27 protein-coding genes are annotated in these 20,062 nt (G+C 67.6%); 10 read left to right on the forward strand and 17 right to left on the reverse strand.

Going from position 1 to position 20,062, the window contains the following annotated elements; translation table 11 throughout:
* Position 1 precedes the first annotated feature (1 nt).
* Positions 2-3,340, forward strand: coding sequence for a hypothetical protein (locus ABZ345_RS34100; protein ID WP_359858024.1), 3,339 nt, complete (start codon positions 2-4; stop codon positions 3,338-3,340).
* On the opposite strand, the gene ABZ345_RS34105 is transcribed toward ABZ345_RS34100, so the two are convergent.
* The 4 genes from ABZ345_RS34105 to ABZ345_RS34120 form a co-directional block, all read right to left on the reverse strand.
* Positions 3,337-3,591 carry a hypothetical protein gene (locus tag ABZ345_RS34105; RefSeq protein ID WP_359858027.1) on the reverse strand — a complete coding sequence of 85 codons (255 nt, stop codon included), beginning with the start codon at positions 3,589-3,591 and terminating at the stop codon, positions 3,337-3,339. The two genes, ABZ345_RS34100 and ABZ345_RS34105, sit on opposite strands and share 4 nt — an antisense overlap.
* 163 nt (positions 3,592-3,754) lie before the next feature.
* Positions 3,755-3,964 (reverse strand): hypothetical protein, encoded by a 210-nt coding sequence (locus tag ABZ345_RS34110; protein WP_359858030.1) that lies wholly within the window; start codon positions 3,962-3,964, stop codon positions 3,755-3,757.
* Positions 3,965-4,028: 64 nt separating this feature from the next.
* A complete protein-coding gene (locus tag ABZ345_RS34115; protein WP_359858032.1) occupies positions 4,029-5,216 on the reverse strand; it encodes a helix-turn-helix transcriptional regulator in 1,188 nt (395 codons plus the stop codon).
* Positions 5,217-5,340: 124 nt separating this feature from the next.
* The gene (locus ABZ345_RS34120; protein WP_359858035.1) at positions 5,341-5,724 is read right to left on the reverse strand and encodes a helix-turn-helix domain-containing protein; all 384 of its coding nucleotides are present in this window, start codon (positions 5,722-5,724) and stop codon (positions 5,341-5,343) included.
* A gap of 408 nt (positions 5,725-6,132) precedes the next feature.
* Between ABZ345_RS34120 and ABZ345_RS34125 the strand changes: the two genes are divergently transcribed.
* The gene (locus ABZ345_RS34125) at positions 6,133-7,305 is read left to right on the forward strand and encodes a Fic family protein (RefSeq protein ID WP_359858038.1); all 1,173 of its coding nucleotides are present in this window, start codon (positions 6,133-6,135) and stop codon (positions 7,303-7,305) included.
* Positions 7,306-7,558: 253 nt separating this feature from the next.
* Here the strand turns inward: ABZ345_RS34125 and ABZ345_RS34130 are convergent, their stop codons facing one another.
* The 13 genes from ABZ345_RS34130 to ABZ345_RS34190 all read right to left on the reverse strand — a co-directional run bounded on the left by ABZ345_RS34130 (position 7,559) and on the right by ABZ345_RS34190 (position 14,557).
* Complete coding sequence (locus tag ABZ345_RS34130; RefSeq protein ID WP_359858041.1) at positions 7,559-9,712, reverse strand: zonular occludens toxin domain-containing protein; 2,154 nt, start codon at positions 9,710-9,712, stop codon at positions 7,559-7,561.
* Positions 9,713-9,916: 204 nt separating this feature from the next.
* Positions 9,917-10,096, reverse strand: coding sequence for a hypothetical protein (locus ABZ345_RS34135; protein ID WP_359858044.1), 180 nt, complete (start codon positions 10,094-10,096; stop codon positions 9,917-9,919).
* Positions 10,096-10,320 carry a hypothetical protein gene (locus ABZ345_RS34140; RefSeq protein WP_359858047.1) on the reverse strand — a complete coding sequence of 75 codons (225 nt, stop codon included), beginning with the start codon at positions 10,318-10,320 and terminating at the stop codon, positions 10,096-10,098. The genes ABZ345_RS34135 and ABZ345_RS34140 overlap by 1 nt, the downstream gene beginning before the upstream one ends.
* Positions 10,321-10,322: 2 nt before the next feature.
* Complete coding sequence (locus ABZ345_RS34145; RefSeq protein ID WP_359858050.1) at positions 10,323-10,481, reverse strand: hypothetical protein; 159 nt, start codon at positions 10,479-10,481, stop codon at positions 10,323-10,325.
* Between the two features lie 4 nt (positions 10,482-10,485).
* Positions 10,486-10,635 carry a hypothetical protein gene (locus tag ABZ345_RS34150; RefSeq protein WP_359858053.1) on the reverse strand — a complete coding sequence of 50 codons (150 nt, stop codon included), beginning with the start codon at positions 10,633-10,635 and terminating at the stop codon, positions 10,486-10,488.
* A 91-nt stretch (positions 10,636-10,726) separates the two neighbouring features.
* Positions 10,727-11,890: a hypothetical protein gene (locus tag ABZ345_RS34155; protein WP_359858054.1), complete on the reverse strand. Its 1,164-nt coding sequence runs from the start codon at positions 11,888-11,890 to the stop codon at positions 10,727-10,729.
* Positions 11,887-12,066, reverse strand: a complete 180-nt coding sequence (locus tag ABZ345_RS34160; protein WP_359858056.1) for a hypothetical protein — start codon at positions 12,064-12,066, stop codon at positions 11,887-11,889. The genes ABZ345_RS34155 and ABZ345_RS34160 overlap by 4 nt, the downstream gene beginning before the upstream one ends.
* Positions 12,067-12,122: 56 nt before the next feature.
* A complete protein-coding gene (locus ABZ345_RS34165) occupies positions 12,123-12,659 on the reverse strand; it encodes a sigma-70 family RNA polymerase sigma factor (RefSeq protein ID WP_359858059.1) in 537 nt (178 codons plus the stop codon).
* A complete protein-coding gene (locus tag ABZ345_RS34170; protein ID WP_359858061.1) occupies positions 12,656-13,117 on the reverse strand; it encodes a hypothetical protein in 462 nt (153 codons plus the stop codon). The genes ABZ345_RS34165 and ABZ345_RS34170 overlap by 4 nt, the downstream gene beginning before the upstream one ends.
* Positions 13,118-13,135: 18 nt before the next feature.
* Complete coding sequence (locus tag ABZ345_RS34175; RefSeq protein WP_359858063.1) at positions 13,136-13,318, reverse strand: hypothetical protein; 183 nt, start codon at positions 13,316-13,318, stop codon at positions 13,136-13,138.
* A gap of 71 nt (positions 13,319-13,389) precedes the next feature.
* Positions 13,390-13,731, reverse strand: a complete 342-nt coding sequence (locus ABZ345_RS34180; protein WP_359858066.1) for a hypothetical protein — start codon at positions 13,729-13,731, stop codon at positions 13,390-13,392.
* Positions 13,728-14,123 carry a hypothetical protein gene (locus ABZ345_RS34185; protein ID WP_359858069.1) on the reverse strand — a complete coding sequence of 132 codons (396 nt, stop codon included), beginning with the start codon at positions 14,121-14,123 and terminating at the stop codon, positions 13,728-13,730. The genes ABZ345_RS34180 and ABZ345_RS34185 overlap by 4 nt, the downstream gene beginning before the upstream one ends.
* 86 nt (positions 14,124-14,209) lie before the next feature.
* Positions 14,210-14,557 (reverse strand): DUF6011 domain-containing protein, encoded by a 348-nt coding sequence (locus tag ABZ345_RS34190; RefSeq protein ID WP_359858072.1) that lies wholly within the window; start codon positions 14,555-14,557, stop codon positions 14,210-14,212.
* A 143-nt stretch (positions 14,558-14,700) separates the two neighbouring features.
* Here ABZ345_RS34190 and ABZ345_RS34195 point away from each other — a divergent pair, with 143 nt between their 5' ends.
* The 8 genes from ABZ345_RS34195 to ABZ345_RS34230 all read left to right on the forward strand — a co-directional run bounded on the left by ABZ345_RS34195 (position 14,701) and on the right by ABZ345_RS34230 (position 19,891).
* Positions 14,701-14,958, forward strand: coding sequence for a hypothetical protein (locus ABZ345_RS34195; protein ID WP_359858074.1), 258 nt, complete (start codon positions 14,701-14,703; stop codon positions 14,956-14,958).
* 24 nt (positions 14,959-14,982) lie between these two features.
* Positions 14,983-15,345, forward strand: a complete 363-nt coding sequence (locus tag ABZ345_RS34200; RefSeq protein WP_359858077.1) for a hypothetical protein — start codon at positions 14,983-14,985, stop codon at positions 15,343-15,345.
* Between the two features lie 143 nt (positions 15,346-15,488).
* Positions 15,489-16,097, forward strand: a complete 609-nt coding sequence (locus tag ABZ345_RS34205; protein WP_359858079.1) for a hypothetical protein — start codon at positions 15,489-15,491, stop codon at positions 16,095-16,097.
* 310 nt (positions 16,098-16,407) lie between these two features.
* Complete coding sequence (locus ABZ345_RS34210) at positions 16,408-17,079, forward strand: hypothetical protein (protein WP_359858082.1); 672 nt, start codon at positions 16,408-16,410, stop codon at positions 17,077-17,079.
* 119 nt (positions 17,080-17,198) lie between these two features.
* On the forward strand, positions 17,199-17,414 hold the full coding sequence (locus tag ABZ345_RS34215) for a hypothetical protein (protein WP_359858085.1): 216 nt from the start codon (positions 17,199-17,201) through the stop codon (positions 17,412-17,414).
* A 266-nt stretch (positions 17,415-17,680) separates the two neighbouring features.
* On the forward strand, positions 17,681-18,103 hold the full coding sequence (locus ABZ345_RS34220) for a hypothetical protein (protein WP_359858088.1): 423 nt from the start codon (positions 17,681-17,683) through the stop codon (positions 18,101-18,103).
* A gap of 136 nt (positions 18,104-18,239) precedes the next feature.
* Positions 18,240-18,851 carry a hypothetical protein gene (locus tag ABZ345_RS34225; RefSeq protein WP_359858091.1) on the forward strand — a complete coding sequence of 204 codons (612 nt, stop codon included), beginning with the start codon at positions 18,240-18,242 and terminating at the stop codon, positions 18,849-18,851.
* Positions 18,848-19,891 (forward strand): XRE family transcriptional regulator, encoded by a 1,044-nt coding sequence (locus tag ABZ345_RS34230; RefSeq protein ID WP_359858093.1) that lies wholly within the window; start codon positions 18,848-18,850, stop codon positions 19,889-19,891. Before ABZ345_RS34225 ends, ABZ345_RS34230 begins: the two co-directional genes overlap by 4 nt.
* Positions 19,892-20,062: the final 171 nt, after the last annotated feature.

Consider the following 20,062-nt stretch of genomic DNA (forward strand, 5'->3'; position numbering starts at 1 on the left):
CATGGCCGAGGGATTTCGCATCGCCGAGGCGTTCGTGGATGTCGTCTTGCGGGACCACACCGATGACGACATGCGGAAGATGCGGGAGCGCGTCAAGAACTCGAAGCCGTTCGAGCTGCCCGCCACCACCAAGCTGAAGCCGCCCTCGCCGGCCGAGCAGAAGAAGCTCAAGGAGGAGACCGAGAAGGAGTCCAAGAAGGACCCCGTCGAGGTCCCGGTCAAGCTGAAGGACCCGGTCGACGCGGCGTGGCGCGCCAAGGTCGACTCCGACATCCGGGCCGCGGCGAAGGACCTCGCGCAGCTGCCGGTCGACGCGGACACGGAGAAGATCCGGCAGCACATCGCCGCGCAGATCCAAGAGATCCAGCAGACGATGAAGGCCGACATCCCGCTCGATGTGGGCGAGGCCGCCGAGTTCCGCCGCAAGATCCGCAGCGAAGTCGACCTGGTCGCGATGACCGTCAAGGCCAAGATCCCGGTCGAGGTCGACGAGCCGAAGCTGAACCGCGCCAAGGGCTCTGTCCGCGACGCCGCCGACGACATGCAGCGCAACATGCGCTCGTCAACGAACTCGATCCGGCAGCAGTCCGGTGCCGCGGCCAACGACCTCGAGAACCGGCTCGGCGGCGCGGCCAACCGGTCGGGCATGCACCTCGGCTCCCTCGGCCGGTACGCGGCCATCGGCCTCGGCGTGGTGCCGCCGCTCGCGATCGCCGGTGCTGGTGCGATCGCGGCCATCGCGCCGGCTGCTCTCGCCGCTGCGGCGGGCATCGCGTCCATCGGCCTGGCCTGGGGTGGTGTGATCGGCGCGTTGAAGGGCTACGCGGCCGACCAGAAGGCTGCTGGTGCCGCATCAGGCTCGGCCGCGGGCAGTCAGCTCGCGGACGCGATCGCGATCCGGGACGCGAACCGGGCGATCGCCGAGTCGAAGCGCGACCAGGTCCAGGCCTACGAGGATGCCGCCGACCAGATCGCCGCGGCCGAGCGGCGTGTCGAGGACGCGAACCGGTCCGCGGCCGACGCGCAGGACGAACTCACCGACGCCCGGCGGCGGGCGGCCGAACAGCTCGACGACCTCCGTCGTCGCGTCGAGGACTCCGCGCTGTCCGAAGAGGGCGCGTCGCTCGCGCTGGAGTCCGCACAGGAACGCCTCAAGGAGGTCATCAACAGCCCGCTGTCGAGCGACCTGGAGCGCCGCCGCGCCCAGCACGACGTGAAGGAAGCCGAGAACCGGCTTCAGCGGTTGAAGGAAGACAACGCGTCGATGCGCCGCGACCTCGACGACGCGAACGCCGCCGGCATCGAGGGCGACGAGCGTGTGGTCGACGCGAAGGAACGCGTGGCAGAGGCGAACCGTGACGTCGCGGACGCCCAGAAAGAACTCGCCGACGCGCAGGAGGACGCGGCCGAGCGCCGACGCCAGGCTGACGAGAAGGTCGCGCGCGCGGTCGAACACCTCGCGGATGTGCAAGCCCAGCAGGCGTCATCGGCGGCCGCGGGTGGTGGTGCGACGTCGCAGTACGCGGAGGCGATGGCGAAGCTGACGCCCGAGGCGCGCGCCCTCGTCGAACAGCTGATCTCCATGAAGCCGCTCGTGGACGACCTGTCGAAGACGGCGCAGCGGGAGATGCTGCCGGGCTTCACGAAGATGTTCAAGGACTCCGAGGTCCTGTTCCCGATCTTCAAGGCGGGGATCGCGGACATCAGCGGCGCCATCGGTGACATCGCCTCCAAGGCCGGGGACCTGTTCCAGAGCCCCGTTTTCCAGGGGCAGCTGCAGCAGAACTTCGCCAACGCCATGCCCCTCGTGAAGGCGGCCGGTGACGTCGGCCTGCAGGTGTTCGCGGACTGGATCAAGCTCGGCTCCGAGGCCAAGCCCGTCACCGACGCGCTCGCCGACGGCCTGCACATGCTCGGTGACGGCCTCGGAATGCTGTTCGACGCGCTCGGGCCCGCGATGGGGCCGATCGGCGACGTGCTGCGGTCTGTGTTCCAGGCAGCCAGTCTCCTGCTCGGCCCGATCGGCCAGCTGGTCGGCATGTTCGCCGAAGCCCTCGCGCCCGTCCTGGACGCGCTGGTGCCCGTCGTGAAGGCGCTGGCCGACGCCATCCTCGCGGTGGTCGGCCCGGTCCTCGACGCCCTGAGCCCCGCGTTGACGAGCTTGATCGAGAACTGCCTGCTGCCGCTAGCCGTGCTGATCGGCGGTCAACTGCAGGAACTGCTGCCACCACTCGCGGAAGCCTTCGGGCAGTGGTGGATGGTGCTGGCGCAGCTGACCGAGCCGCTCACCACGTTGATCACGGCCCTGCTGCCGCCACTGGTCGATCTGGCCGTCAGGTGGCTGGAGGCCTTCGAGCCGATCTGGCCGGAGATGCAGAAGCTCGCGCAGGTGATCGCCGAGGAACTCTCCAAGGCGATCGCCGATATCGCTCCGCATCTGCCGGAGATGGCGGAGAGCTTCATGAAGATCGTCGAGGCCGTGGCCCCGCACATCCCCCAGCTGATCGAGCTGGCCGCCACCATCGCGGGCATCGTGATCCCCGCGATCGCCTTCATCGTGACGGCGTTGCTAGAGCTGCACGACACGATCCTCGGCCCGATCGGTGACGCCATCGCCTGGGCGATCGAGAAGATCCCCGCCGCCTGGGAGTGGATCAAGACCGAGACCGGCAAGCAGATCGACATGATCCGCGACGCGATCAACTGGTTCTCTGAGCTGCCAGGGAAAATGGGCGACTGGATCGGCCGCATGAAGCAGGCCGCGGTCGACAAGTTCTGGGAGCTCGTCGGCGAAGCCAAGGCACTGCCTGGCCGGATCCTGGCCGCGATCGGTGACGCGGCGGGGACGCTGTTCGGCAAGGGCCAGGATTTCGTGCGCGGCCTCTGGAACGGCATCTCGTCCTTGGGCGGCTGGCTGCGCGACAAGGTCTGGGACTGGGTCAAGAGCGTCATCCCGAAGCCGGTCGCGGACGCCCTCGGCATCAAGTCGCCTTCGAAGGTCGCCGAGGAGCTCGCGAGTCAGGTCCCCGCGGGCATGGTGATCGGCCTGGAGGGCGGCAGCAAGGACGTCGAGCGGGCGTCACTGCGACTCGCGAACGCCGCCGCCAACGGGCTCGTCGGCGGCGATGGCGCAGCTTTGCCCACAGCAGCATCCACGCCTGTGGATGCTGCTGTGGCTGTCCCTGCTGCTGTTGGCGGGACGGTCGTGCAGGGAGACATCCACATCCACATCACGGGCATCGTGGACCTGACCGACCCGAGCGCCATGAGCGTCGCGGCTCGTCAGATGGTCGTGCAGTTCCGGGAAGCCCTGCGCACCGTGGAGGCGAGCCAGTCCTAGCGCCTTCCTGGCCCGCCAGGGTCGAATGCTGTGGCGGTAGCGATCGCCGCGCGGACCAGCCTCATGTACTCCGTCATCTCGTCCAGCGTGAGGTGCACAGGCACAGCGGAACCGAACAGCGCCACCCTGCCGTGGACGTCCACGCCGGCGCCGATGTTGACCAAGGTTCCATCGGCGTTCGTGACGGTCATTAGGGCGGTTGCACGGATCTCGGTCACGAGAACCCTTTCTGCCAGCAGCGCGGGCACCACGGGCGCCGTCCGCGGTGAGCTGTCGGGTCGGTCATGGCGCCGCACCGTGCCACAAGGAGCAGCACACCGTCGAAGCGGATGGCGTACGCGCCTGGGTCGACGAGGTGCCAGAGCGAGCTGAACACGCCTGGAATCGGGCGCGGCGGCCCTTCCAAGGGGAGCACTAGAGCCGACCCTCGCGGTAGCACCCCATCTCGGCTAGCTCGAGGAGCTTGTCCGCGACGTCCTCGGGTAGGTCGCGCTCGTTCCAGGTGCTTGCGCACCGTAGGCACTGGGCGAGGATGCGCACGGTCACGCCGTCGTTGCGGACGTCGCAGCGCAGCTTGTCGCGCGGGTGTTCACAGGCGCTGGCAGGAATCAGCAGGTCAGCCATGATCAGGACGCTAGGAACGGTCTGCTGTGGACTTTTGCCTGTGTGGCAAACACCCCCGGACGGGCTACCCGAGCAGGCCGGCCCGGTACGCCATACCCCGCAGTTCGCGGCCGGCGGCGTCGCGGCGGGCCTTGGCGAGCAGTTCGGCAAGCACCGAGCGCATGAACGGGTGCCGGTGCATCCGGGCGGGAGCAAGGTCCTCGGCGATGCGCAGCACCTGCACGGCCTGCTCGTGACGCTTAGGCAGCCGGGCCAACGCCCTGCCCAGCTCGCGATAGAAAGCCGCGCGGCGCGTCGACGAGGGCAGCATGTCGGCGTTCACGGTCGCGCCGATGCGGGCGGCCTCGGCGTGCTCGCCGAGCTCGTTGGCGACGGACATGCGCCACACCCCGACGTTGCCGGGTGAGAAGCCGAACCACAGCGCGTCCAGGCCGTCCGGCGCGGCCGCGGCGAGGGATGCGGCCTCGGCGAGCGCGGCACCCTGCTCGGCCCGATCACCTGCGGTGGCGGCGACCAGTGACGAGGTGAGCGTGAGCATGCCGGTCGCGGCGAGCGCCGCTGGCGTGCCGGTGCCGGGGTGCGCGGTGCTCAGCTGGTGCTGGGCAAGGTCGACGGCCCCGGCGGCAAGCAGGCCGTGCGCGGAGCCGAACGCCGCTACAGCCGCGGTGACCGGGTCGTCGAGGCGTTCGGCAGCCTGCCGGGCGAGTTGGGAGGCCTGCCAGGCCAGGTCCATGCTCGCGCCGATGTCGCCCAGCCACGCCTGTGTGCCCTGCACGTGCAGCAGCGCGACCAGGCGCAGCACGTGGTCAACGGCGCGACCGGCGTCGAGGGCAGTGTGCAGATCGCGGATCAGGTCGGGCAACGCCTCACCGACCGCAGTGAACCGGCAGTCCCGCTGATCGTCGAGCAGCGCCCCCACACGCGCCTCCAGCAGAGTCGCGGGCTGGACCTGTCCCTGCGGTGCGCCCATAGACACGGCGAGCAGAGCGCGGCGCACAGCGGGCAGCGCGGCGTCCTCATCGAGCAGGCCTGGCGTGGATAGACCCGCGCCGGTGAGTTCACTCGGGGCGACTTCGAGGGCGTTGGCCAAAGCGATGATCAGGGAGCGTCGGTCGAGGGCGCGTTCGCCGGACTCGATGCGGGACAGGTAGGACACGGAGATGCCCGCGCGGCCCGCGATGACCGCGAGGCTCTTGCGCTTCGCGTGGCGGATCTGCCGCACGGTACGGCCGATCCCGTCGTGACTGGGCACGTCGCCACCTCTTCGCCGGATGCACCCCGCCAGATGCCCCCGGGGATCAGTCCGGGGGCACAACATCCGGCGAGGATGTACAACCAGCCTATCGGCGCGGCTGTAGCCGTTGAAGGGACGCGACCTACCGCTCCACGATTCCGAGGTCGGCGGCGAGGCGCCGCTCCTGCTCCTCGAACCACCTGATCCGCTCTGTCTCGGCGATGCGGTAGCCCTTGTTGACCCGGATCGCACGGATCTCGCCAGACTGGATGAGTCGGTAAATGGTGCTCCTGTTCAGAGCCGTCGACTCGGAGAGCTCGTCCACAGTCCAGGCCGTCCGTGACCGAGGTTGTTCGGTCTTCGAGGTTGGAGCAGCCTGGGGCGGTGGCAGCGTCTGGGGGCTGTTGGTGCGGGACTTGGACCACTCGAAAACCACGATGGTGATCATCGAGGCCAAGGCGTTCCCGAATTCCTGCGTCGCGTTGGCCAGCCTGGCAGCAGCTTCCACTAGCGGTGTTGGTGTCATGCCGGCCAGGTTCGTTCGACACCGCAACAGCCGCCCGGTGAACGCCAGCTCGATCTGCAGACGTTCAACGAACGAGTGAGGCCGTCGCCGCGAGTTACGAACCTAACTCAAAGCGATCAGCGACCTCACTTGCCCATCAGCCCACAACGTCCAGGTCCGAGAGCCTCGTGGCCACGAGGCTCTCTGTTGCGCTCGCCGAAGAACGTCGACCAGACCCCATCCAGGCGATGAGTTCGTCAGGGCCGGGGACATCCAATCGGGAAACTGTGCACAACAGCATGCACAGCGTAACCGTCAGACATTCGGTCAACGGTCAGGATGACGTTCACGTCAAGAGAATGGACGAATAAGTGTACCGATAGGGGGAAGTGCCTGGTCAGACCGATGTATTTACCCTACGATCGAGCGATGGGCAGACCACCGGAACGGCACCCGTTCATCACCTTCGAGTTCGAAACCAAGACCCTGAGTCCGCACGCATGGATCGCACTTGGCGAGGCCATGAGTAAGTGCCAGCACCTCGCGGGCATCCCGTTGAAGCCAATCGCGGCCGCCGATCTTGCGGCGGTCTACCTCGCGCGCGGCGTGCAGGCGACGACGGCGATCGAGGGCAACACCCTGTCGGAGGCCGAGGTTCAGGACATCGTCCGCAAGGGCACAGCCGATGTCTCCGAGTCCAGGGCTTACTTAGAGCGCGAAGCCCAGAACATCCTCGGCTGCATCGACGAGATCGACACCGCTCTCGAACAAGGTCAGCGGCTTCCGATCGACGTCGACCGTCTGCTCAAGCTGAACGCGAAGATCCTCGACGGCATCCCAGACAAGCCCGAGGTCGTCCCTGGTGAGTTCCGACAGCACAACGTCTCCGCCGGCTCCTACATCGCACCCCACTGGCAGGACGTCCCTGGCCTGACCAAGCGGTTGGTGGAGTGGCTCGACGAGCACCGCAGCAGCGTGTCGAAGAAATCGCGCCGCGAGGACCGCTTCGTCTGCTCAGTGCTGGCCGCGATCCTCGCGCACCTCTACATCGCCTGGATCCACCCGTTCGCCAACGGCAATGGTCGACTCGCGCGGCTGATCGAAGTACAGATCCTCTCCGAGTCCGGCGTAGTCCCCATCGTGGCCACCAACCTGCTGTCCAACCACTACAACAAGACCCGGAACCGCTACTACCTGGCCCTTGATGCCGCCCAGAAGGACGTCCGCGAGTTCATCACCTACGCGTTGCAGGGCCTCGTCGACGAACTGCGCGAGCAGATCGACGCCGTACGCCAGCACAACCTGCAGGTCATGTGGGAGAGCTATGTCTTCGAGGTCTTCCGGCGCCAGCCGAGCACGGCGGCCCGTGACCGGCAGCGTGACGTTGCGCTCCACATGGATGCCGACCTCCGGTATACCCCTGAGGAAATCACCGAACTGACCACGACGCTGGCGAAGAAGTACGCGCAGAGCGGAGAACGAACACCCGCCCGGGACATGAACGAACTCGCCAAGCTCGGGTTGGTGGGACGTGTGGGGCAGCGACGGTATCGGGTTAGGCGAGACAAGATCCAGGCGTTCATCCCTCCTGTCGCGGAGTAGGTCAAGAGAGCGGGAAGGGACATGTCAGCCGCATCGACTTGGTCGGTCGTTGACTGCACAGCAGACCGCGAGGTTCGCCTGCGTACCAAGTTAGGTCCGCCAGATCGAGTTACGGATCTAACCTGAGGCGCCACGGCGGGTGGATGTGCCACTGAGCAGCGGAAAGTTAGACGAGTGAGCGAGTTAGATCCGCTTAGGACGTGGCCCCGAACCCCGGATCTCAGGGGTTCGGGGCCACTGCCGTTGGGCTAACTCACTCCTCGTCGAGGTCCGCGGTTGAGCGCTCGGCGAGCACCCTGCGCACGGCGGCTGGATCGACCGGGTAGCGGTTGTTGGTCGACGGCACCTTGACACCCTCGGCCGCGAGGAGCTTGCGCAGCCGGACGCCGTCCAGCGTCCGGTACGGCGCCCAGTTCGGCGCGAGGTCGCGCAGCAGCGCAGGGACGTCGGCGGCGTTGACACGCTCCCCGCCGAGCACCTCGGCCACGTCCTCCAGCAGGTCACGCTGCTCGGCCTCGATCACGGCCGTGGTGCGGCCGGTGATGCCGGCCTTCTCGCGGATCTGCATGGCGCGGGCGGTGACGCGGTGCGCGTCGGCCTGGTTGACGAAGTACGAGCGCAGCAGGCCCGGCTTGGGCATGAAGCCGCGGACCATCGACGTGCCGACGTCGCCGTTGCTCTCGTCGGTCTTGGGCTCGAGGTCGACCGCGCTGATGCCGGTCCGGTACGAGCCGGTGCCGAGGATGGCGTCGTTGGACTGCTGGTCGCCGATCGCGAAGCACGCCTTACAGCGAACGAGGGTGATCACCTTGCGTGGCAGGGACGCGGTCGACGGCTCCGGCGTGAGGAAGATCAGCGTGAAAGCGTACTTGCGGGCCGCGCTGATCAGCAGTTGTACGACGTTCGCGGCCTCCTCGCCGTAGGTCTCGTCCATGAACAGCGCCTGGCACTCGTCGATCAGGATGATCCGGGGCCGCAGCCGGTCGTCCTTCTCGGCCAGCCTCCGGGTTACGGCGCGCTCGTCGTGTTCCTTGAGTGCCTGGCCGCGCACCTCGAGGTCGTTGTACGCCTCGCGGAGTAGGGCCATGCAGTGTTCGATCGTGTCCAGACCGGGACCGGTGCGCAGGCTGCGCAGCCGCGGCTTCATCGGCTCGAAGTCGCTGTTCTCGGCCATGACCACGACGTCGGCGTCGACGAGCGGGTCGAGCAGCGCGCCGAGCAGTAGCGTGATCGCCAGGCTCGATTTGCCGGAGCCCATGATCCCGGCCATGGCGTAGTTGGCCTCGGACAGCAGGCCGTTGACGTTGTCGCCGCGGATGTTCACCCCGGCCGGGACGCCCTTGAAGTAGTCGGTCTGGACGGTGTCGAGCTTGGCCAGCAGCGGCCATGCCGGCGGCGGTCCGGTCAGGCTGCCGGGTTCGGCGACCCACAGGTCGAGCACGCCGGGCTTGTCCTTGGGCTCGGTCGGCCACACCTCGACCGGCAGACGCACGAGGTTGTGCGCCAGGATCGCCTTGCGCCGGTTGATCATCTCGACGTTGACGCCTTGCGGCAGCCGGATCTGCGTCCGCCAGCCCTTACCGTCCTTCGCGGTGCCCTGCTCGAACACCCGTGCCGGGTGGCCGACGCTGCCCCAACCGCGCTTGAACGCGTCGTTGAGCTTCGAGATCCCCAGGTGCCGCAAGGCTTCGAGGATCGCGCCGTCACTGGGCACGATCTCGCGGCCCTCGTCGCCGTCGACGAAGCCTGTCGCCCACTGGGTCGGCGGGGCGACCTTGCGGCCCTCCCGCCACGCGGCGAAGCCGATCAGCAGCGGCAGGCACGCGAGGAACGGCGTCCACAAGACCGCGATCAGGGCGACGCACCACGCGATCACGCTGAACACCGCTCCGACGACACCGAGGAACGAGCCGACGTCGGCGAGCTGCACAACCAGGCCCGTGACCAGTGTCAGCAGCGTGAACACCACGAGGCTGCCGAGCACGATCCGGGCCATGCCGGCGAGGAACTTGGGGAGCTCCATGCGCCTGCGGTGACGCTGGTCGGCCGCGGCCTCACGCCGGTCGAGGAACTCGCCGAGCACCTGCAGATCCCCGGACATCTCGGCCGCCCGGATCGCCCTATTGTGCGGTGCGAGCGTGCGTGCATCGCGGGTGCGTCGCCCCCACGATGCGAAGCCCTGACCGATGGTGACCGCGACACCGGCCACGGTGCGGGCGGTGCGCCTGGTCGGCTCGTGCCGCGCCACCCGCACCACCGTGGCGGGCACCCACCGCGGCACCGAGCGGTTCAGCTCGGCGGCCTCGTCGACGATCTCGCCGTCGAGGATCTCCTGCGCGGGCTCGACGTCGGCCGATCGAGTGGGGAACGGGACGACCTGACCTGCCCGCTCGTCTGGTTGTGCCACGATCTTGCAACTCCTTCGGGAGGGACCAGGCGGACGGCCAGGTGTGGAGCCGGCGCCGTCCGCCTGGGTGTCGCTTCTTCTTGAGCGCTTTGCAGGTCGGGCAGGTGGGGCCGCTGGAGAACCAGACGCGCGCGACGCTCGGGAACTTCAGGCCGCACAACGATTTACCGCTGCCGTCCCACCAGCTGATGGATCCGGTGTGGATCAACTCCTTGACCACGGGCACCCGCCCTTCTTGAGCTGCTTGCAGGTGGGGCAGGTGATGGACATCCCGGTCCACCAGTAGCCCGAGGTCGTGACCTTGGTGATCGTCTGGCCGCAGAGCGTCTTGCTAGAGCCGTTCCACCAGCTGCGGGACGCCTCGACGTGAACCGTGTCGGCCATCAGCCGGAGTAGGCGGAGACAGGCGACGTCATGCCGCACGAACAGGTCACGTTGTCAACGACCTTGCCGATCCATCCCCAAGGGGCGTCGAAGCTGTGCGGCACTTCGAGGTTGGCGCGGCAGCGGCTGTTGGTGCACTCGCCGGTCATGACCACGGAGTGCTTGACGTACATGGGGTTGTTTCCCTGACTCAGGCCCTGGGGAGCCTTGCTGCGTCCGAACATGTTCAGTTCCCTCTCGGGTCGGTGTTGGTTACGGGCCGGTTGTCGGCCCATGCAGGACTGGTCGTCTCCCAGGCGCGGCCACCGCGGCAGTGGTTGAGCGTGGAGATCCGGCGGGTCTTGGTGACGCCATCGCTGGCGGCCTGGCGGTCGAGGTAGTGCATCGCGTTACTTCTTCGCCGCGATGCAGCCGGGGCAGGTGACCTTGCGGAACCAGGTGCGTTGCGCGTTGGCACCCTCGACGACCAGGCCACACAGGGCGTGGTACCTGCCGTTCCACCACGAAACACGGCCGGTGTGCACAACTTCCTTCGCCATGATCAGTTCCTTCCGTCGCTGTGCGGCAGGTGGGCAAGCGCCGCGCCGCAGCCGAGGACGACCACGGCCAGGCAGGAGACGAATGCCGGGGTCACCACGGTGCTGACTGGGTGGTCGAGGCGAGCTTGTCCGCGTGCTGCAGCACACCGAGCTCGCGCAGCATCCGGTCACGCTGGGCGGGGTCGTGCGCGACGTGCGAGGCGTGCAGGGCCTTGCGCAGACGTGCCTTCCGCCGCGGCGTCCACGGACTGGCGATGGCGAGCTTGGCTGCACGCAATGCCGCCCTGTCACGGGTGCGCGCCAGGGCGTCCCGGTGGTCGTCGCCTAGGCCGAGCAACGACAGCAGGCGTTCCCGGAGCTCACGGCCGACACGTGCCCACGTCGTCGTGCGCTGACGTGCAGCGCGGATCTCGATGCCGAGTGCGAGGTGCAGCATCACCAGTCCGAGCACCGGACCCAGCAGGACGCGGGCGGTACCCGCGACCGGGCCGGAGAGGCTGAGCGCGGCGAACGCGGCGAACGCCGTCAGTGCCCAGGCCACGAGCCGGGCGGGACCGGGCCGGCCGTTCTGGCGCACGCCTCCGCGCATCGCCCAGCCGCACGCGACGAGTGCGGCCTCCATGACGGAGAACAGGGCGACGCGTTCCCAGCTGTCAGTGATGCCCAGGCGTTGCTCGAAGAAGCGCCAGGAGGTGTCGACGCTGACGCCGATGCTCAGGAGCGCGACCGCGTAGAAGCCCTTCGCGCCAGCGGGCCGACGAGCAGACTCGGCGGCAACGGGCCGCACGACCACGGCTGTCTCAGCGGCAGGAATGGGGGTCGTTTCGGTCCCCTGGTTTGCCGCGGTGCTTGCCGCGTCCTGGTCGACGCGCCCCGCGACGGCAACCGAGCTTGCCGCAGGGCCTGACCTGCGAACCTCGCCGATGCGGTCGCGTCCCCAACGCTCGCTGTAGCCGAACATCTTGCCGAGGGTCTTGCCGCTCAGTTCGGGCAGTCCGGCGGCGGCACGATCCCGGATCTCCTGACGCGCCTGCTCACGTGCGTCTCCGGTCTCCGGCAACTCGGCCGTGCCGGTCGGCTCGTCGACGGGCTCCTTCTCGGCGGTCACTGCAGACGGCTCGCTGACGACGGCAACCGGGTCCGTTGAGTCGCGGTGAGCCGCGTGCGCCCGCTCCTGCAGGTCGCCCGCCTCGGACTGTCGGTTGTAGGCATCCGCCTCGGCGATGGCGGTCATCACGTCGAGCCTGCCGCTCACCAGCCACCCCCGGCGTGCATCGGCACGGGCGCGGTCACGGTGTGGCGGGCGTTGTCGCCGGCGTCAGCCAGGCGCTCGGCCACGTCGGCGACGAGCGCAGCCAGCGTGGCCACCACGCGGGCAAGCAGCGTCAGCACGGTCACGAGGACCAGAGCGACGGCCGCTGGCATCGTCAAGCGCCGCAAGCTTCGGATGGTGTTCACAACTTCTCCTTGAAGTCGAAGGCGAGCAGTCACAGCACGTGCTGCACGGTCTTGCGGAGGCGAAGCAGCGCCCGGTGTTGCAAGGCCTTGACCGCGCCGGTGGTCGTGTCGGTGGCGACCGCGATGTCGGTAAACGACATCTCCGCGAAGATCCGCATGACGACGACGGCGCGCTGGTCGGCGGTCAGATGGTCGAGAGCTGCCTTCGCGGCGGTGGCCTGGTCGGCGCGGATCACCAGCTGCTCGGGCCCCGGCTGGTCGTCAACGCTGGGCGGCAGCTCGTCCACGAGAATCGACGGGTTCCGCGCGGCGGCCCGGTGGATGTCGATGATCCGGTTCGCGGCCACCCGGTAGACGAACGCGAGGAACGGGCGGCCGTAGCTGCGGTAGCCCGGCAGCGCGGCGATCAGCCGCTCGCACACGTCCTGAGTGGTGTCCTCGACGAGGTCCGGCTGCACGCGGCGGCGTACGTAGCGGAGCACGACCGGGCGCAGCGCGGCGAACAGCTCGGCGGTGGCCTGCTGGTCGCCGGCGGCGGCGCCCTGGACGAGGCCGGTGCTGATCATCGGCGCGTTCCCAGCAGCATCTGGAGCCCGTCGTCGAGTGCGCCGTCGCGCCTGGCACGGTCCTCGACGAGCGTCTTCTCGGCGATCGCCGCGGTCTGCTCCATGAGCCGTCCGAACGCTCGGACGTCGTCTAGGGTCGTGCCCGGCGCGTCGTTGACGACGATCTCGATGTCGCCGACGTGCACGCCGCTGGAGTCGGCCCACGCGAGGCGCTCGATCCACACCTCGGGCGACTCGCTGATCGGGCGCACGCACCACCGCACGTACACGACCTGGCGTCCCTGCTTGGCCGTGCCGTCGACCGGCAGCTGTCGGGTCGGGTACTCGATCCGGCCGTCACCGGAGTGCTCGTGGCGGGTGATGTCGCACGCTCCGGTGCAGCCGGGCATGTGCGGGACCGCGTCGAGTGCTGCCGCGCTGAGCGGCGGCTGTGATGCCTGCTGGCCCTGGTTGGCCATGGCGCTCTCCTGGTGGTGTCAGTCCAAAAAGGTCAGTGCGGCGCTGCTGATCGCTTCGCGGAGCAGGCCGATCAGTTCGGCGGCGTCGTCCATCGCGAGCAGGCCGACAGGTCGGCCGCTGGCGGTTAGCGAGATGCGGCCGTCTCCGGTGGTTCCGACGCCGAGGTTGCGTTCGCGTCCTGCGCCGTCTCGCACGGTCATCAGGCGGACGCTGGCGACGTCGCGTGACGTGACGCGGTCCGACGCCGGCCTGCCAGACGAGAACAACGCGGTCATCGCGGATCTCCCGCGCTGGCCTGGTTGCCGCCAGCGGCGATCTGCGCGGCCTTGTCGCACGCGGCGAGCAGCAGGGCCGCCAACTCCAGCGCCTGGTCGACGTCGAGCGAGACGAGGTCGCCCTGCTCGTCGTCGGCGACCGCGAGGTTGATCTCGGTGTACCTCGTGCCGCCCTCGGTGGAGACGTAGCTGCGCACGATCAGGTCGGGCTCGCCCTGGGTGGACTTCACGGTTCCGACGTCGGTGGTGACCTCGCAGCCGCTGACCGTCGTGGCGTGACTGACGGTGCAGCCGGGCAGACAGCCCAGCTGCACCACCTCGGCGGATTCGCCGCTCATCGGGCGTTACCCGCGGCGACGCGCTCGGCGACGTTGGCGGCCTCCAGCAACAGCCGCGCCAGCTTGCGAGCCGCGTCGGGGTTGAGGAACTGCTCGGTCTCGGGGTGGGCGCCGTCGAAGTGAAACCCGACCTCGGCGAAGCGCAACGCGCCCTCGGTCGTGGAGTAGCTGCGGACGGTCACGTTCGGGTCGCCGTAGCTGAGCTCGGCCGTGCCGATCTTGTGCACGACGTGGCACTCGTTGCCGCGACCGCGGTTGTGCGAGTCGTCGCAGCCCGGCAGGCACTCCAGGCGCACGCCCGCCTCAACGGGGGTGGGGCTGGGGGCGCCGTACGCGCCGTAGACGACGGTGTTGCTGTCGGGCTTGGTGAGGGTGCTGGCAGGATTCGCCATCGGGTCTCAACTCCTGTGTCTGCAGGTGGTTGGGGTCAAGGCCTCGGCTCGGTGTTAGCGCACCGGCCGGGGCCGCTTTCGTTCGGTCAGGCCGCGGCCAAGATCTCGGCTGCCGCCAGGTGGTAGCACCGGAGACCGCGCTCTCCGGCCTTGCAGGAACAGCTGTGTGCGGCCTGGTTGACCTCGTAGTTCACGGAGCCGTCCGAGGAGACGGCGAGGTACAGCGCGGGCGCGGTGCGGACGATGGCGCGCAGCTCGATCAGCTCCTGCGCCTTGGCGACCTGGAACGCCTTGTACTCGGCCAGGTCGACGACCTTCGCGGCCTTGGCGATCTTCGCCTTGCACGTGCGGCCATAGCCCTCCGCAACCGCCTTGGCCGAGGTCAGCTTTCGGCCACAGCGGGCACATCTGGCGGGCTTGGCCTCGGCGTTCATCTGGTCTCTCCCTGCTCCGTGTTGGTGCTGATAGGACCACCGTAGGGAACATAATGTTCCCTTGTCAACACTCTCAACCTAGGTAAATAGTACCGATGTAAGTAACATCTAGTTCCATGACGACTGATGGAACACTATGTACCGTGGACAAGCGATCACTGGCGCATCTGGCGGGCAGATTCAGGGAGGCCGAGATCCGGACCAAGATCCTTAGGCAGGAGCTCGCCGAAGCGATCCGGGAAGCAACAAAAGATGGGGTGCCCCAGAAGGACATCTGTGAGGTGACGGGGTATACGCGTCAGCAGGTCCGCCGAATCGTCCAGTCAGAAGACGAGGCCGAGCCTGACGGCCAGTCCGCCGGCAGTAACGCAGAGGCGGGCGCCCTCGACACCTCGGAGTAGCCCCATCCGAGCGGAGACATCTCTGTGCGAACTCTGCTGGCCCTCGCCGCCGCCTGCCTCGCCGCAGCGTGTTCAATCAGCCCTCAACCGGCTACCGAAACGTCGGTGCCAGCAACGATGGCTACCTCATCAACCAGCAGTGCCGACAGGTGCCAGCAGGTCGCCCAGGAAGACCAGCCAGTCACAGACACCCTCATCGACAAGGGCTGCACGGATGACAAAGGGGCCTTGCGGTTCGGCAAGATCGCGCTGTGCAAGGACGGTCGTCGGCTATGGGAGACGAATGACCTCATCGGTTTCTCCGGCGAACTCATTTTCTCGCGCGAGACGAAAGCCGACGGCGGGATCCCGGTGTCGACGCTCCACTACCGGGTCTGCAAGGGGTAGCGCGGACGGCCTCGGCTGCGCCTGGCCACCGAGCTCGCCGAGTAGACGCCGGGCCTCGGCAGCGGCCAACCAGGTGAGGTGCGTAACGCTCCGCAACCACCCTCGATGTGGATGGGTGACACCACGCCGCCGAGGAGTCCGCCATGCTGTCGATCGTTGCTCGCCTCGCCGCTCTTCCCGCGCTCGTCCTGCTCGCTTCGTGCACAGGGCCAACTGCTGAGACCAAAAGCCCAGCGCCCAGTCCGACACCGAGCAGCGCCGCACCCGCCACGGCCGCGAGCGTGAAGAAGAACCTCACGGCGCAGGGGTTCCTGCAGAAGAAGGTCGGCGAGCTGGGCGGGACAGAGTGTCAGAACAGCCTCGACACGTGCGCGATCAAGTTCACCGTCGACAAGATCGAGGTGAACCCCACGTGCTACGAGTACGGCACGCCCGCCGCTGCGGGACGGAAGACGTTGCTGCTGCACGTGTCGCTGACGACGGGGAACCTCAGCTCCAATGCGCAGGGGTTGGCGCCCACGATTTTCAACCCGTTCTCGCTCAAGGGCCTCAGCGCTGACGGGTTCGTGCACGACGCGCAGCCGGGTTCGTGCGTGGACTACAAGGGCAGGCTGTCAGACACGATCCTTGCAAACTCGCGGTACACGGGAACGGTGGAAGTCGACGTGCCCGAGTCGGTCACCTCCGTTGCGTCAGCGTGGCTGACACCTGGGCCGGACGGAAGCCGCGGTTGGGTCTGGAACATCGGTTAGGCCGACGCTATGAACCGCACGTGGACTGTGGTCGGATCGGTGATCAGTGCGTTCTTGTTGCTCGGCTTGGCCCTCAACTTGGTCGACCCGAGCATCCGCGTCAGTGGCGTGGTCGTCCTTCTCTACCTCGCCATATGCTTCGGGATCATCTGGGCCGGACGAAAGCTTGACGCACGTCGGAGCAGACGCCCATGACCCGGCTGCCGCGTGCACGCAAATCACGTTGCCCTATGTCAGCGAAGCCGTCCGGGCGCACCGCCGATCACGAGCCAATCGCCGGGCTCGAACCGGCCGCTGGCGGTGAGCCCCTATGAGCGCACTCTGGCACACGGCCAAACGTGGAGGTCAAGGCCTCGACGGACGCCGCACCACCTCTTTTTCGCAGTGCACCCACGAGGGCTGTACCGGCCGGATCTTGCGCGACACCGTCTATGAGGACGGACCCGATCTCTGCTTCGCCCATGCCGACGATCGTCAGCGAACCGCTGCTCTGCTCGTCACGAAGATGCACAAGCGCGTCGACGTGCGCGGGACCGTCCTGAATGAGCACCACGTGCAGCAAATCCTCAATGGCGTCAGCGCTGAGCGGTTCGTCTTCCGCGGCTGCACCTTCACCGGGAACGCGCCCCTCCCTGGAACCATGCTGAAGATCGAGACCGCCTCAGAGCGCGGCGAGCTCACGCCGTCCGTGGCGGTGGACTTCGGGCACGCCACGTTCGAGGCTGGTGCCGACTTCAGGAACGTCGCATTCCCTGGCCGCGTGTTCTTCGACGACGTGGTGTCCGACGGACCGGAAGTGATCGCTGCGGGATCGCTGGAGGAAATCAGTCACGGCCGGCTTGGGCGCATGAAAAGCAAGATCGAGTCAGGCGACGCCAAGCCGTTGGTGACGTTCTCGTTTCTCGACGGCGAGGGCTACCGGTGGCGGCGGATCGGGTCCGGCGCACCGCAGTTGATCGGCGACGCGGAGCCTGCGGCCTGAGCACTGAGGGTTGGTTGCCTGTTAAGTCAGGTTCAGGCCGCGCCCATGTGAGCAGGCGATTCCATGTGAGGTGTGCTTACGATGCCTCTACCTGCAGCGCCATCGCACGGGAGGCCCACGTGTACATCGTGCGAGACAACAGCAGGGACGGCGTCGCCGTCAGTTGGGGCACCGACCGCGAACGGCTTGACCAGATCGCCGCCACCTCACCGGACTACGAGATCTGGCCCGACCTCAACGCCTCGGACTACTACTGGCACGAGCACCGACACGGCATCCGCTGGGTGCACCCATATGACCTCGACGCCCAGCGCGAGGCGGAGATCAAACCCTGACGGCTTCGTCGGTGCGGTAACACCTACGCGGCCCAGTGCGACAGGCCCGTCGTTACCAACTGAGCGGAGCCGTCCTCGTGTCGCAACGATCGTTTCTTGTCGCCTGCCTCGTGCTGTGTTTGACGGCATGTGGAGCCGGAGACCAGCAAGCGGCGACACCATCCGGGAGCTCGTCCCCGACCACGACGAGCGCCACAACGACCACCACCGCGGCGCCGGCGGCGACCTTCACCGCCTCGGCGAACGACGTGATCACCGCACTGAACATGCAGCTCCCCCTCCTCCAAGAAGGCGGGCAACCGCTGCCGACCACCGTGCAGCCGGGCGGGGTTTTCGGCGGGCGCGTCGCGCCCGGCATCGAGATCTACGTGAAGCCGCAGACGAGCGCGTTCAGCAAGGTGGAAGCGGTGACTGTGCACGTGACCGGCTCCGCCGGCTCGATCAGCACCCCGGCCCGACTGCTCAGCGGCGTCGGCACCTCACTGCATCAGCTCTCGCCCGAGGCTGCCGAGGCATTCCGCATGGACGCCCTACCGAAGCTGTCCACGCTCACCCAGACCCGCACCACCATCAACGTCGCGGGCTTCTACGACATGACCGTCGTGGTGCGCGACCAGTCGACCTTGGCGTTCGTGTTCACGCCCATCGGCGTCACGCCCTTGAGCTCGCACGAGACCCTGGGCAAGTAGACGATGCAAGACGGCGGCGGCCCCGGGACCGAGTTGGTCCGAGGCCGCTGTGCTGTCGCCCTCGCGGTGAACAAAGTTGGGTTTTGTGTCGGCGAGGTGCACAGCAGAACCCGATCATGGTGGTATATTTTCCGGTATGATTTCGCCGCCGCATCCCGATGACGTAATCCGCGATCTCGGCGACAAGGCCGTCATGGCCCTCGTCGACGCGACCCGTATCAGCCGTGAAGAACTCGCCGAATACCGGGAGCTCCGCCCAGGCTGGGTCGCCGACCACTGCGAACGCGGCCTCGCGAACTGGATCAACGACCGCATCTGGGCCAACTTGCGCCGCCAGGTCGACGGCCTGCCCGACGTCATCCTGCGCGAAGAGGGCAGCACCCGCGAGGTCTTCGTCGGCGACCGTTTCCGCGCCCGGATCAAGCGCCACCGCGACGGCGACAGGATCTCCTCGTACCCCACCAAGGCGTCCTTGGCCTACTGGGCCCAGACCGACATCATGATCCCCGGCCTGGAAGAGATCCGCCTCGGCTTCGGATACCGCTGGAACGCCGAGGAACGCACCATGGGCGCCACTGTCGTCTCCCTGCGCGACGGTCAGGACGAAACCCCGATCTGGGCCGTCGTCGTCGACACCGCTCAGGCCGGTGGCGCCACCGTCATTACCACCAGCCCTGTCGACCCGTCGCTTCCGCAGATCGACCTGTCCTCCGAGATCGACCGCACCAGCGACGAGGAAACGTCGTGAACGACTTCGGGCAAGTCCTCGAAACGTTGCGCCGCGCACGCGGCATGACCCAAGAGGACCTCCGCCTGAAAGTCGGCCTCACCCAGGCCACCCTGTCGCGCTACGAAACCGGCGACCGCACCCCCGACGCCGATACCGTCACGCTCCTGGCCAAGGCCCTGGGCGTCACTCCGCGGTTCCTGACTCGCGATCACACCGTGCGCGGCGCGCTCGCCGTCGACGCGCACATGCGCCGCCAGCGCACCGCCAAGGCCTCGCTGTGGCGCCACCTCGAGGCACGACTCAACAAGCACAGGCTGCACATGTCGGTGTTGTTTGAGGAGGTGTCGCTGCGCTCGGAGACCTCCGTGCCCAGCTTCGATCCGATCGACGTCGGCCCGGCCGAGGCGGCGTTGATGGTACGAGCGCAGTGGCGCATGCCGATCGGGCCCGTGCGCAACCTGGTGCGCTGGCTGGAATCCGCTGGCTGCATCGTGCTCGAAGAGGACTTTGGCACGGGGCGCATCGACGGCATGTGCCAGTGGGTCTACGACCACCCGGTGCTGCTGCTCAACAGCACCGCGCCGACCTGCCGTAAACGGTTCAGCCTCGCTCACGAGCTCGGCCACCTCGTCCTTCACAACGGCATCGCCACCGAGGACCAGGAACGTGAGGCTGACGAGTTCGCTTCCGAGTTCCTTATGCCCAGCCACGTCATCCGCGCTGACCTGAAGCCCGCCAACCTTGGCCGGCTCAAGGACCTCAAGCAGGTGTGGGGCGTGTCGATGCAAGCGTTAGCACGTAAGGCGCTCGACCTGGGCATGATGAGCACCGCCGAACACACCGCCTTCTACAAGGCACTCAGCGCCCGCGGCTGGAGAACCAACGAGTACGGCAGCGACCTGCTCGCCCCGGAACACCCGCAACTGGTCGCCGCGATCGCGCAGGCCATGCGCTCCAAGGGACTCAGTGATCGCGACATCGCTGATCTGGCTGGCTTCGAGGACGGCGACACCGACAATCCGTTGTTGGCGACCGGACGACGACTTCACGCCGTCTGACCCACATACACAGCATTGGCCTCTCACGCCCGAGCGCTTGAGTGCTGAGCGCAGGACACACACTGGGCCAGTGTTCCTCGCACGCTGGCTCGGGTAGCCGGTCTCACGGACACTGGCTGAGGTGGAGGACTACTTGGCACGTCGGTGACCTCTTGGCGTTCGCTACGGTCC

This window comes from Lentzea sp. NPDC005914, from assembly GCF_040629405.1.
Lineage (GTDB): Bacteria > Actinomycetota > Actinomycetes > Mycobacteriales > Pseudonocardiaceae > Lentzea.